The 13,907-nt window shown below is 41.5% G+C and carries 11 protein-coding genes; 1 reads left to right on the forward strand and 10 read right to left on the reverse strand.

Features of this window, described 5'->3' with window-relative positions:
- Positions 1-12: 12 nt before the first annotated feature.
- Positions 13-579, reverse strand: a complete 567-nt coding sequence (locus tag OXIME_RS01120; RefSeq protein ID WP_393971652.1) for a KH domain-containing protein — start codon at positions 577-579, stop codon at positions 13-15.
- 123 nt (positions 580-702) lie between these two features.
- On the opposite strand from OXIME_RS01120, the gene OXIME_RS01125 reads away from it, so the two are divergent.
- Positions 703-1,269 carry a GNAT family N-acetyltransferase gene (locus OXIME_RS01125; protein WP_393971653.1) on the forward strand — a complete coding sequence of 189 codons (567 nt, stop codon included), beginning with the start codon at positions 703-705 and terminating at the stop codon, positions 1,267-1,269.
- On the opposite strand, the gene OXIME_RS01130 is transcribed toward OXIME_RS01125, so the two are convergent.
- The 9 genes from OXIME_RS01130 to OXIME_RS01170 all read right to left on the reverse strand — a co-directional run bounded on the left by OXIME_RS01130 (position 1,245) and on the right by OXIME_RS01170 (position 13,904).
- A complete protein-coding gene (locus OXIME_RS01130) occupies positions 1,245-2,000 on the reverse strand; it encodes a serine protein kinase RIO (protein WP_393971654.1) in 756 nt (251 codons plus the stop codon). The two genes, OXIME_RS01125 and OXIME_RS01130, sit on opposite strands and share 25 nt — an antisense overlap.
- A 1-nt stretch (position 2,001) precedes the next feature.
- Positions 2,002-2,337 (reverse strand): translation initiation factor eIF-1A, encoded by a 336-nt coding sequence (gene eif1A, locus OXIME_RS01135; protein WP_393971655.1) that lies wholly within the window; start codon positions 2,335-2,337, stop codon positions 2,002-2,004.
- 615 nt (positions 2,338-2,952) lie between these two features.
- Positions 2,953-3,177 carry a hypothetical protein gene (locus OXIME_RS01140; protein ID WP_393971656.1) on the reverse strand — a complete coding sequence of 75 codons (225 nt, stop codon included), beginning with the start codon at positions 3,175-3,177 and terminating at the stop codon, positions 2,953-2,955.
- A gap of 6 nt (positions 3,178-3,183) precedes the next feature.
- Positions 3,184-4,986: an APC family permease gene (locus tag OXIME_RS01145; protein WP_393971657.1), complete on the reverse strand. Its 1,803-nt coding sequence runs from the start codon at positions 4,984-4,986 to the stop codon at positions 3,184-3,186.
- Between the two features lie 393 nt (positions 4,987-5,379).
- Entirely contained in the window at positions 5,380-5,811 is a 432-nt protein-coding gene (locus OXIME_RS01150; RefSeq protein WP_393971658.1) for a NusA-like transcription termination signal-binding factor, read from the reverse strand.
- 44 nt (positions 5,812-5,855) lie between these two features.
- The gene (gene rpoA2 / locus OXIME_RS01155; RefSeq protein WP_393971659.1) at positions 5,856-7,394 is read right to left on the reverse strand and encodes a DNA-directed RNA polymerase subunit A''; all 1,539 of its coding nucleotides are present in this window, start codon (positions 7,392-7,394) and stop codon (positions 5,856-5,858) included.
- A complete protein-coding gene (rpoA1, locus tag OXIME_RS01160; RefSeq protein WP_393971660.1) occupies positions 7,391-10,054 on the reverse strand; it encodes a DNA-directed RNA polymerase subunit A' in 2,664 nt (887 codons plus the stop codon). Before rpoA1 ends, rpoA2 begins: the two co-directional genes overlap by 4 nt.
- Positions 10,051-13,644 (reverse strand): DNA-directed RNA polymerase subunit B, encoded by a 3,594-nt coding sequence (locus tag OXIME_RS01165; RefSeq protein ID WP_393971661.1) that lies wholly within the window; start codon positions 13,642-13,644, stop codon positions 10,051-10,053. The genes rpoA1 and OXIME_RS01165 overlap by 4 nt, the downstream gene beginning before the upstream one ends.
- Positions 13,641-13,904, reverse strand: a complete 264-nt coding sequence (locus tag OXIME_RS01170) for a DNA-directed RNA polymerase subunit H (RefSeq protein WP_393971662.1) — start codon at positions 13,902-13,904, stop codon at positions 13,641-13,643. The genes OXIME_RS01165 and OXIME_RS01170 overlap by 4 nt, the downstream gene beginning before the upstream one ends.
- Positions 13,905-13,907: the final 3 nt, after the last annotated feature.

The following is a 13,907-nucleotide window of genomic DNA, read 5'->3' on the forward strand; positions in this document are numbered from 1 at the left end:
GTTTTTTGACTTTCAGCCAAATGTTTCCTCAATTCTCTTGAATTTGATCTCCTTGGCTTTGTTCTCAAGATAGGTGTAAACACTCCTCTGTTTCCTTCCGTTTATCAGCATAAGAAGAGATTCTTTTGAATACTGTGCTGAAATATAATCACCCATTATTGATACTGTGTCTCCATATACTGAGATATATGTTGAGGTCAGATCTTCGATGATTGATCTGGTTCTGCCTGCCTTTCCAATAAGTCTCCCCTTGATCTCATTGATCCTTTTCGATCCAGGTTTTGCAAATTCCCTGAGGGAAATAACAATTAACTGAAAATTCTCATCCATGAGGCCAAGTGCCTTCTCCGGATTGAACCCCCTTCCAACCGCCTGGACCACATTAAGGGATAGATTGGCTTTTAGTGGGTCACCGTGCTGCTCAATATCAACATCCCCTGAATCAGAATCTATAATAAGCCTGACCTGTGCCACTTTCTCGATATCCCTCTTTGTTGAACCGTTTTTACCTATCAGGATTGCGATCCTTTCCCTGGGTATTTTCACAGTGCCCACAATAATCGGTTCATTGTCTTCCAAAAGATGCCCCCCTATTATGCAAACATAATTTTCACTTCCTTAATAAGATTGATTGTCTGTTTCAGTATGAATTAAATCTAATTTTATGTGAAAATCTTTTGAATATGCATGACATGATGATTAATGGATACTCTTGAATTGAAAGTTTCAAATGATATCACCCTTAGAAATTTAAAAATGGAGGATGTTCTGGATCTGTTTGATCTCGTGGACAGGTCACGTGAATATCTGGGGGAATGGCTTCCATGGGTAAAAAACGTGGTTGATGTCGACAGCGAACTGGCGTTTATAAAGGATTCCATGCAGAGGATGGAGTTCGGTTTAGGGATTGACCTGGGAATATGGTTCAAAAGAACGCTTGTTGGAGTAATAGGATTCAATAATATTGATCTCAGGAACAAGAAGGGTAGTATAGGTTATTTCCTTGGGGAGAGATACCAGGGGGGAGGAATAATGATCTCAAGTTGCAGAACTCTAGTAAACTATGGATTCCACAAACTCAATCTTCACAAGATCGTAATAAGATGTGCCACTGAAAACATAAAAAGCATAAGAATCCCTGAAAAACTTGGTTTTATTTTAGAGGGGACGCTTAGAGAAGAGGAACTTCTTACAAAAGGATACGTTGACCACTATTATTACGGGATCACCAGGAAAGAATGGGATCAGGTTGGAACAATTGTTGAATAAACTTCAAGAGGATTGGATTCTACACCATATTTCTTGAAAAATGTACATACATTGAATATGTCACGCCTGAGAAAGATTTCCGATGAGGGATGCTTTATGTTTACAGCCTGCCCTACATCAATAAAGTACACTTTTTTTCTATAGTACAGCATGTTGTACTCACTGAGATCAGCGTGGACCAGATTTGCCTTCCTGTAAGCATCTGCCATCATGCGAACAACCTCAACGAACACCTTTTCAGGATCAAAATCTGCATCCTTAAGGATTGGTGCCGGTAGTTCCCTGGTACCAATATAACCCATGGCCAGAATATTTTTATGGAAACCTATTGGAAGAGGGGATAGAACCCCTGCTTTTCTAAGTTCTGAGAGGTTTGTAAACTCCTTCTTTGCCCAAACGTAAACGACATTTCCCCTTGTGAGTTTTTCCTTTGCGAATCTGTAATCCCCCCGTATATATGTTTCAATCTTACCGAATTTCAGCGTAGACATTTTGTATATTTTTACAGCAATGGGCTTCCCATGAACATATGCTTTGAAAACCCCAGATTCCTTTCCTGTTGATATGGGATAGTCGATATAGTCGATATCAAGTTTTCCCATAATTTCGTATATTGCCTTAAGAGTCCTACTGTCAAAAAGAAGGTCGGTGGTCTTTCTGTCCATACCATCCTTGAAGGAGAACAGTTTCTCCTTGATGAGCTGTTCCAAGGCCGATTTTTCATTTTCCATATTACTTAAAAATATTGATAACTTCAGGAAGAAGATTGTTTCTACTCAGATAATTGGCCTGGGTATGTGTGTACCTGTATACTATATCCGCCTTTTCATTCTGGAACTGCCATGGCTTGACAATAACCAGGTCTCGTTCCCTGATCCACATTCTCTTTTTCATTTTCCCCGGAATTCTTGTTACCCTGGTGTATCCATCCTCGCACATAACAGTTAGATGCGATGCACCTGATAGTTTTTCAACTATGCCGAATATCTCACCTTTCTTCCTGTTTGGAAGTATTACGCGGGTGATATTTTCTACATCACCCTCTTGTGAAGTTCTTGAATCATTCATATTTAGTCTCTAAGTATTGCCTCTACTCATATAAATATAAGCTAATCTCTATTGAAAAAATATTCCCTTTGATACATTATTACTAATTCTGATATCATATTTAAGGAAGAAAGTTAGAAATTCCTGCTTAAAACAAGACCTGAACATTCCTTTTTCGATGCTGAATGGCAATTTACAATGGCATAAATCCCGGGATGATCAGTTCTAACTTTTCTAATTATCATCTCCATATATTAAAAAATGGTTCTTTTTACCTTTTTGGGATGTATATATTTTCTATATATCTAATTCAAAGATCCTTTCTTTACCATATGCATCTGACCTAATGACTTGAGATATTTTTCATGTTACAAGGAGATTTTATTCTTAATTCTTAAAAACACAACTTAAATTATAGATGATGCATGTTAATAACACATTAAATGGCAATCCCCTTCCATATTATGGGAATAAGGATATGTAACCACTATTTTCTCTCATATCTAATGAGAGGCACCAACCAGATCAAGGTTTATGAAAAGCGGAAATATGAAGCCATGCTGAGAAATATGGATTGAGAATTATTATATCCACAATATTGTATGATAAAAAAAATAATGGGATTATGAGATTACTTTATTTAATGCCTTTTTTTCTTGTGTAGTCTGGGTTCATGTTTCCAATAGCTATGGCAGAAATTGTTCCCACAGCGAATAGGAGCCCGTATAAAATTCCTATAGGTGGTAATTCGCCTACATGAACGCCAACGCTTGGAGTTATGAGCGTCTCGTAGATCAGCAATGCCAGACCTATTATTCCTATGGCCACCCCGATTATCTCACCTGCAAGATATTTGTTCATGATTTATCACCTCGCTCCTGATCCAAACTCATTTTCTTCCGGCTTTATATACTGTGAATCCAGATTCACTATTTCGGTAATCTCCTCAGTTCTGATTCCACTTCTTTCTGCCCAGAAGTAGAATACTATGGCTACAATTATTACCATGATCAGGTCGTAGGGGTATGGTACAATATTGGAACCACCCAGTGCAGCCTCACCAAGGTATGATTCAATCGAAAGGACTACTATATACACAGGCACCCATATCCCTGATTTAACGAATTCGCGTGTATGTATTTTTTTATCTACCTGATTAGTTTTCCTCCTTCTTAAATAGAAAATGACATACACAACAAGACCTACGTATATTGCTATTGCAAGTTCACCCACTAAGGGCCATCCAGACCAGTAAACCACCAACGATGCTCCAATGAATGCAAGTGGAGCAAGAATAAATGATCCGGGAAGAGAGAATGGCCTTTTCAGTTCTTTTGCATTCCTTCTCAGTGATCTCAGGGCTGGTCCCCCCACCAGGTAAGTGAACACAGTTGCGCTGGTTATAAAACCAACGAGCTTGTACCAACTTGGAAAAGGGGCGAAGAAAATAATTCCAACAATAAGTGAGACCACGAGTGGAAGGACAGGTATCCTTCTCTTAGGATGAATCTTCATCATACTCTCTGGGAGGTATCCCATTGCAGCTGTTCCATAAAGTGTCCTCATTGACGTCCCCAGATACACATTAAGCGTTCCGCTAGGTGAAACATATGCATCGGCAAAGAGAACATATGTAAGCATCACCAGTCCCACAGATGATGCTATGGAGGCAAATGGAGCGCTGTTTAAATCCGCAATCGACTTAGTGATATAACCCGAATTTGCAGTGATAAATGAGAATGAACCCAGAAGGTTCCATTGCCCCTGATGTATGCCTAGAGCACTGAAGTTTATAGCGCCAATGAAAGCAACCTGCAGAAGGACATATATGCCTATTCCTATAAGCACAGAAAATATTGTTGCAATTGGTATGGACCTCTGTGGCGTCCTGGTTTCTCCTCCATAGTCAAGCCCCTGCCTGAACCCCAGAAAGGAGAATACTATACCTGAAGTAGCGACTGCTGACATGACTGGGGAAAACCCATAAGGCATAAAACCGGAGGTTGTTGTTGCGCCTGGAATCGTATTGCCATTAACTACAGTTGTTAGGCTGTACAGGTGCACAAAATTAGATATATCGAATCTCACTGAAACCAGAACTATTATGGTGATTATGGGGAGGACCATTTTCCACCATGTCATTCCACTGTTGGTCTTTCCCATGACTCTTATTCCCCAATAATTGAGGAAGAAGAAAAGTACCATGAGAAGGATTGCGAATAGTATACCAAGAGGAAGAAGAACCACGCCATTGTATAGATTATTTATGTAAGGAGCTGCGTATTCAACAACGGCTTCAGCCTCTATGGCAGGAACTGAAACTGCTGAGAGAAAGTAAGCCCAAGCTAGGAAATAGCCAGCCAAATTTCCATGTGAATACTGCCCATACCTCACTATTGCACCGGACCTTGGTATCATTGCTCCAAGCTCTGCATAGTTTAATGCAATGATCAGCACTATTATACCACCAATAATCCATGAGATTATAGCGGCTGGTCCTGCAATTGAAGACGCAGCATACGCCGCAAACAGCCATCCTGATCCAATAATCCCGCCAAGGCTCAGAAAGAGTAGGTCCCAAGTGTTAAGACTTCTGCTCAACCTTTTATCTGACCTTTCGGCAATTGCTTCCATATTAGCATTTGCACCACCAGAGATATTATCTGTCATTAAAAATGTATACTTGTTACATGTACTTAAATATTTCTATTTTTTTTGCACCAGTATGTATGATCTCATTTTTCGGAGACGATTTTCGTTAATAACTTTGGGTAAAATATCTGATCTCTGAGTACATACTTTGCTTTAGTGGAGGAGTCAGTTGATTCGATCAGATACTAATAATCCAATCCTTTCGTTTGCAGTGCCTAGATAGCCATATACCTGCATTTTTGGATTAAATTATGTTCTTCGTTTATTGCCACATACCCTATTGTGTATTACAAATTGGGGCAAATTTATGACATGCAGGGCCCCACCACAATATTATTTCCAGATAATCCCTTACCTTAAATTCATTGAACTACCAGCGAATAACGGAAGTTGAAAATTAAGGAAGAACATTTAAATTTGCTTTATGTTCAGGCTTTTGACGTTATAATACCTCTGAACGGCATCGCGGAAAAGCTTAATGTTCCTGCCTTCCTTTCCAATGGCCTTCCCAACCTCGTTCTGTTCAACTGTGACGAGAACATTGGTTTGGCCCTCTTTCCAGTTTATATTGATCTCTTTCACTCCAAATCTGTAAAAAATATTCTTTACAAACATGATAAGATCTCTGGAATATTCCACCACAAGAATGTGTTTGTTTATCCTTTCTTTCAGCTCTGCAATGGCATTATCGTTCCTTTTGAACATCTCAGAAAGTTTCTTTTCAAAAACCACGAAGAGAACCATATCCTCATTCTCAAGACATTCCTTAAGTTCCACTCTTGCAACCTTTTCAAAAAGTGCCATATATCCAAGTATTTTATTATCGATTGTGATTTCTTTCATCAAATTTCCGTTCCATCTTTGTTAGCTTCTAAATAATGAAGGTATTATTTAGTATTTTTCAATCCTTTATATACGAGATTCACCGCTCCGGTTCCGAGCGTTATAGGCTGTCCCACAATGATGTTTTCTGCCACTCCACTTAGCGGGTCTACTTCACCTATCAAACCAGCCCTTAGGAGATGCTTGGTAGTTATTTCAAAGGCTGCTCTGGCAAGCACACTGCTTTTCCTCCCGGATATACCCTGCCTTCCCACAGCTCTTACACCTCCGCCGAATGTCATCATATCTGCCATCAGCATCAGGTGTCTTTGGTCAACCTCTAAACCCTGTTCCTGAAGTGTTCTCTGAGATTCCATAAATATGGCATTCCTGCCTGCTTCTATTCCTAGGACGTTTGCAATTTCTATAATATCGTTGGTATATGTTCGGTTTCCGTCAACCTCATCAAGTTCCAGTACATCTTTAAGGTTTGAACCCTGGGTATAGATGATCCATTCCTTAGAGGAGGGGTCTATCCTTGCAATGGCCCTTTTTATTCCCGGTATCCCCTTTATGGTAAGTGATTTGAGCTGTTCCTGGACCTGATAAAGCTTCTTGAAAGATTCCTGCTGTGGTTTTACTGTAATTTCCTGATCCTTGTCGTCTTTGATAACTGTTATTCCCTTGACTTTCTCTGTCGCATCAAGAATATCATTGAATACAACTATTCTCTCCTTCATCCGATCTGCATTTGGTTTCACCGTAAGATACATCTCTGCCACATTTGTTATTATATCTGCAACATCAATGAGGCTGGTATTCTCCAGTTCCTTTACCACTGAGAGCACTGAATCATCAGATTTGGAAAACTCTTTCTTCAGATATATGGTCATGGAAGGTGTGCTTGGTATCCTTCTGGCATCAACTATTTCAATGAGTCTTGGAAGTCCCAGTGTAACATTCATTTCCCTGACACCGGCAAAGTGAAACGTCCTCATGGTCATCTGTGTACCCGGTTCCCCGATACTCTGAGCTGCAATAATCCCCACTGCTTCGTGTGGGTCAATTTCCTTCTTTGAAATATCTGATTGGAGTCTTTTCAGAAGGCGAACGTAATCCTTCTTGTCCATGGATTTTTTGTATTTAAGAACCTCCTCGGCCACAGTCAAAGGGAGAGTTACCCCAATTTTTCTGGCATCTTCAACCACCTCTTTTACATCCTTTGGTATTGAACTTGCATATGCCTCTTTTTCCTTCATCTCCGTCTCCGATCTTTCAGCAATATTCCAGGTTTTCATTTCCTTTAGATATTTGCCTGATGCCTTGAATTCAATCAGAGGAATTGGATCTACTTTCTCTAGCTTAGTTATTTCAAGAACTGTCTTCGGGGAAGCTTTCTTCTTAAGCACAGACTGGTCTTCATCGTCGTATGGGTATATTGAATCTACGACTGCTCTGAAGGTAAATGTCTTACCGTCAACTGAAATGAATGCCTCTTTGATTGACTTGTCCCTAGGGGTAAAGTCTACGGCGTATTTCCTGGGGAGATTTTTTCCCAAAGATTCCATATTTTTCTTGGTGTCTTTCCAGACCAGATCTTTCATTCAACCACCTCGTTTTCAATATCGAATGCGTTGTAGTCTACGTCCACTGTTCTACCCTTATCGCTTCTTGTGGGATCAACACCGTCTTCTCCGTACTTGAACTGTATAATTGCTCCAACCGTGTCCTGGACCCTTTTCTCCTCATCCACTTTAAGGTCTTCAAAAGCGTTGATCAGCCTTCTCTGCATGTATCCACTTCTTGATGTACGAACTGCAATATCAACCAAACCTTCACGGCCTCCAATACTGTGCATGAAGTATTCAAGAGGATTAAGCCCTGATTTGTAAGATGACTGAACGAAACCTCTTGCCAAAGCTCCAATATCACCCTGTTTGAAGTGTGGGAGTGTCCTATTGTAATAACCTCTGTTGAGTCTTCCTCCTCTCACAGACTGCTGTCCAACCATACCTGCTACTTCAGATATATTTAGCATCTTGGCCCTTGCCCCAGACCTTGCCATAATAACAGATGGATTTGTTAGCCCCAGGTACGCACTTGCAATTTTTCCTGATTCGTCCCTTACTTTTCCTGTTTCACTGAGTATTTCAATCTCAAGAGATTCTTCAACTGATCTCCCAGGTGAGGCCTGAAATTGACCTTTCCTAAAGGTCTCAATAAGTTTGTTGATTCTTTCAACTGCCTGCCTTGATATCTCCTCTATTTTTGAAATTGCGTCTTCAGGTATGTCATAGTCTGCGATTCCCGTTGAGAAACCTCTGTAACTTATGAATCCCACGGCTAACCGGGTCATCCTATCTATGAATTTTGCTGCCTCTTCGGGCCCATATTTCCTGAATATTCTGTCCACAATAATGCCAGAGAATGGACCTATTGCAGCTTCATCGATTGTACCATGGATCATTCTACCATTCAAAATGTAGACTTCCTTGTCTTCAGGTTCCTTTTCGTATTCACATCTTTCCTTTGCAGCGGAACATAGTTTGCTTCTGAACCGCATGTTGAGTGTCTTTGGAAGAATCAGTGAAAATATATCCCTGCCTGAATAGAACTTCTTTCCATCCTTTATTACTGGTTCCGGCATATCATCAATATCTAAATAGTTGAGCATATGTACAGTTCTTTCCTCCGAGTATAGGGGGTTGTCGTGGGTGAGAAGAAACATAGATGTTATATGATCATGTATTCCTCCTATAATCGGTCCTCCGAATCTTGGAGACATTATCTGCTCCTGCACCTTCATAATGATTCTTGCCTCAGCCCTTGCCTCTTCCTTCTGTACAATATGGAGATTCATTTCGTCCCCATCAAAATCAGCATTATATGGAGTACACACTGCCAGATTGAACCTGAATGTTTGATCGGGAAGTATTCTCACAGTATGGCCCATCATTGACATTCTGTGCAGAGACGGTTGCCTGTTGAATAAAACGATATCTCCTTCCATTAGTTGCCTTTCCACAATCCATCCCACCTCAATTCTCTTGGAATTTTCCTCTGCATTCTGATCTGTTACCTTAATACGCCTTCCGTCCGGTCTTATTATGTAGTTGACTCCGGTTACAAATCTACCGAATTCGTCTCTTGGGTTGGACCCTCTTTTTACCACTTCTCTGATACTTTCAATATTGAATATGTTGACAGTTACAGGTACAGTTAGTTCTCTTGCAGCTTTTTCAGGAACCCCGACTTCATTGACCGAAAGAAAAGGCTCCGGGGAAATGACTGTCCTGGCGGAAAAGTTAACCCTCTTCCCAGACAGGTTTGAACGGAATCTTCCCTCTTTTCCCTTAAGTCTCTGTACAAGAGTCTTCAGGGCTCTACCGGATCTGTGCCTTGCTGGAGGTATGCCTGCAGTCTGGTTGTCAAAATATGTTGTCACATGGAACTGAAGCAGGTCCCATAGATCCTCTATAATCAGCTGCGGTGATCCATTGTCTCTACTTTCCCTGAGTCTCTGTGATATCCTGATTATATCCACAAGTTTGTGCGTTAGATCATCTTCGCTTCTCTCCCCTGTTTCTAGTGTTATTGACGGCCTGACATTTATAGGAGGAACTGAAAGTACGGTGAGGACCATCCATTCCGGGCGTGCCACCTCGTGGTTCAGAGCAAAGAAGATTAAATCTTCATCCGGTATACGCTCAAGTCTCTCCCTTACCTCTTTTGGTGTTACTTTTATTCCCTCTTCTCTGAATGTAGTTGGTTTATCAAGTATCACCTTTTTCTGCTGTGATCCGCAATGCGGGCAAACAAGCCTTGGTGTTGCCTCATCCGTGACCTTCTTTGACATGATTCCAATTATCTCTGGGTCAGACGTAGCCATATCGATTTCTTCAAACTTCGTCCTGTAGTTTGCGATCTCATCAGGGGTGAGCTTAATCCTTCCACAAACCTTGCATGTTGCATCTAGGAATGTTTTGATCTCCTTAATAAAACCTACATGAAGAACCGGCATTGCCAGTTCTATGTTGCCAAAGTGACCCGGGCATTCATCAACCTTTCCGCCGCATGTCGCGCATTTGAGTCCTGGCTCAATAACCCCCATATGTAGGTCCATGAGACCCCTCTCAATAGGGTATCCGTCATCATCATATGTGTCCGCAGTTATTACCTTGACCTGTGAAAGTTTTCTCACTTCGTCAGGGGATAAAAGGGCAAATTGTATCCTATAAATTCTCTTTGAAATTCCACCAGTCATTTCAAATCACCAAGTACAAGTCTCATGACTACACCCATAGACATCAGTTCATCCCTCATCAATTTGAAAGCATAGCTGGTCTCAATTGGATGTATATTTCCTGTATTTCCACAAACCGGGCATCTGGGCACACCCTTTCTTCTGTCAAATATGGCAACATGCCCGCATGTTGGATTGCCGCAAACATATAGTATTGTGCCATCACTCTGGTCCAGTAGCCTATCTTTTATAACCATTGCAGCACCATGTGCAATAAGTGTATCTCTTTCCATTTCTCCAAACCTGAGACCTCCCTGTCTGGATCTTCCCTCTGTGGGCTGCCGGGTAAGTATCTGAACCGGACCTCTAGATCTGGCATGGAACTTTCCTGCAACCATATGATGCAGTTTCTGGTAGTAGATTACCCCAGTAAAGATGTCAACATCAAATTTTCTTCCAGTGATGCCGTCGTACATGACTTCAGTGGAGGTGTGCCTGAATCCGTATTTAACTAGTCCTTCTCTAAGACTCTTTTCAGGTTCTCCATTGAATATTGTTCCATCGCCTATCTCACATTTCATTGTGGACACTTTACCACCTATCATTTCAAGGATGTGCCCTACTGTCATTCTTGATGGAATAGCGTGTGGATTGATGATGAGATCTGGTATTATGCCCTCTTCAGTAAAGGGCATGTCTTCCTGGGGAACAACTGCACCTATTACCCCTTTCTGTCCATGTCTTGAAGCAAACTTGTCTCCAAGCTCTGGTATTCTCTCGCTCCTTACCTTAATCTTCACTACCCTGCTGTTGCTTTCCGAAACTGTAAGAATAACATTATCAACAAAGCCCTTCTCATTTGGCCTCATTGTTATGGATGATTCCCTTCTTCTCTGTGGCCCAAGTCTCTCACCACCTTCTTCCAGAAATCTTGGCGGTGATGTCTTTCCAACAAGAACATCTGATCCTTCAACGTATGACTCAGGATAAATTATTCCGAATTCGTCAAGGTTTTTATAATATTCCTCGGCTCTTGCACCGAGTACATCATGAGTTGGAATTTCGAATTTGTCCTCCTGACCGCCGGGATATCTTCTCTCTTCCGCACTGTATGTCCTGAAAAAGCTGCTTCTTCCCAGTCCCCGTTCTATGGAGGCTTTGTTCATCACCAGTGCGTCCTGGATGTTGTAGCCCTGGTATGAAAGTATTGCAACAACAAAATTCTGCCCTGCTGGTCTCTTCTCGTATTTTATGTAATCCATAACTCTGGTCTTGACCATGGGTATCTGAGGATAATGCAAAAGATGCCCTCTGGTATCAGTCCTAATTCTAAAATTTGTTGATGATAGTCCAATAGACTGTTTTGCCATTGCTGCGGCTATTGTAATTCTTGGTGACGAATTATGTTCCGGATAAGGTATTACTGAGGCGACAACTCCCAGAATTAGGGCCGGGTCAATTTCCAGGTGCGTGTGATCCTTTGTGAGCAGAAGAGGAACCTGAAACTGCCCCTTGCAGATTTCACACCTCAAGAGAGGTTCCTGGTTTGTCTGCCCCGGGTTTATCCACGAAAGCTTGGACCTGTAAAGGTATGAATTACAATTGGGGCATCTCTCAGGGAAATCATATGCATAAACGGATACGTAGAGATTTTCTTCCTCTTCAGCATCAACCCATTCAAGAGCTCCTCTCTTAACTATGTCCTTTATTGAATATTCTCCTTCCTCTAATTTCTGCAGCATCTCTGCGTTTATAACAGTGTTTCCGTCATTGACAACCAGAAGAGGCCTTCTAATTCTTCCTCTGTCGCAGTTTACAATAACCTCTCTCGTTTCCTCATCGAACCGTACATTGACCTCGTCTGAGAGCTTTCCCTTCCTTCTCTCTTCCCTGATAGTTTTCGTAAGGCCCGCTGGATCGTCATGATACCCCACAAAGTCTCCATTGAGGTAAACACGCCCTGCCCCCTGCTCTTCCTTAACTACCTCTTTCAGGTCCATGCCCGAAAGAAATTCAAGAATCATTTCCGGATTAACGCCCTCTGTAACATTTATGATAAGAGATGCATTTTTAACCAGCCCACAGTTCTGTCCTTCTGGTGTCTCGTTGGGACATATTCGACCCCATTGAGTTGGATGCAGGTCTCTTGCCTCGAAGTGAGGCTGCGATCTTGTCAGTGGTGAAATGATTCGCCTAAGATGACTTAGTGTACTGACATTTGAAACTCTATCCAGTAATTGAGAGACGCCTGTTCTTCCACCTATCCAGTTTCCGGTTGCCATTGCGTGAAGTATTTTCTGAGTAAGAAGGTCCTGTCTTACCGCAGGTCTCAGCCTGATTCCTTTCTTACGGTTATATGTCCTCTCAAGCTGGTACTTGAGGTCCTTCATTACTGACTGGAAGGAGTTCCTGAAAAGTTCGTCCAGGAGATCTCCTGTTAACTTTATCCTTTTGTTTGCCAGATGGTCCTTATCGTCCTCTTTCCTCATTCCAAGGTTAAGCTCAAGAAGCGATCTTGCCATTCTTCCCAGGTATATTGCTTTCGTTAACCTATCTTCCTTGCTGTCGCCCAGATGTGGAAGAAGAGACTTGTCTATCATCTGTGATACCTTCTTTTCTCTGAATTCCTTGGCCTGTCCTGCAGCGAATCTTTTTTCCAGATATGCAATTGCATCCTCCAGATTGTTTACCCCGTTAGGAGGGAATACTTTTGGGCTTTTCGCCTCTTCTATGTTGGCATATATTATTGGGTCCATTTCATGGCCTGATGCAATTGAATCATGAACATCTACATCTTTTTCCATGCCAAGTGCCTTCATGAGTATAACCAGTGGTATTGTGCCTGCAACACTGGGTATGGACACAGTAATTATACCGTCGCTTCCCTTTTCCATTGCTGTTAATGCCCTGAAACCACCTCTCTGTGAGAAAACCTTGGCAACTTCGATCCTGCTGTCATACTTTTCCTCATATTCAACAAGAATCTTGTTTGGTGCAAGATCTTCCAGTGAAACTATAACCCTTTCTGATCCACTGATGATGAAATATCCTCCAGAATCGTCAGGGTCTTCACCGATATACTGGAGTTTTTCTTTACGAGTTGCGTTGATGGGACCATTGTTCTTTTCAATGTATAAGTCAAGATTTGCACCATAAAGCGTGCATACCTTTGAGCGTACCATGACAGGGATATCTCCAATCTTTATGTTTTCTGGTTCTTTTTCCAGTCCATCTTCAACAATCCTGACCTTCAGCGTTATAGGTGCCAGGTAATTTAAATCCCTGAGACGAGCTTCGTTTGGAGTTATCTGATTTGAGGCTCCGGATGCCTCTTTTATTTCCGGTTTGTCAGTCCAAATTGTTGGTTCTCCAACTGGTTTGCCATTCTCTCTCATCCTGCCGAAATAAATTTTGATTTCTCTTCCACCTGTTTTGCTTTGGTCCAGAGTCATTGTCCCAGGTTCATCCTCATCGGAGACTTTGGTTTCGTCAACAATCTGCTGCATCCCGTTGTCAGGGTTACCCTTCGTTGCAATAAAATGATTGTACGAATCTATCTGGTGGTTTACTACACTTTCGTTTCGGAAAAAAACCTCAATTAACTCTTTCATTTAAAAACTTCTCCCATTATAACCCTATAATAAGTGGAATATCCAACGGTGGGGCTTTTGCGGATAATCTTGATAATTCGACCGTTGTCGAGTTTTCCATGTATCTCCTCGAGCGCTTTGATTGTGGGATCATTCCTACTAATTTTGGGTAACAGATCTTTAGAAATGTCCAACTCCTTTAAAACCTTATCTTCTTCTTCCACTGGAACTAAGTGGTGTTCTGGCACCAAATCATGCTGCAATACGTTAAACTTCCCCATTTT

Source organism: Oxyplasma meridianum (assembly GCF_038024865.1).
In the GTDB taxonomy this organism is placed as follows: Archaea; Thermoplasmatota; Thermoplasmata; order Thermoplasmatales; family Thermoplasmataceae; genus Oxyplasma; species Oxyplasma meridianum.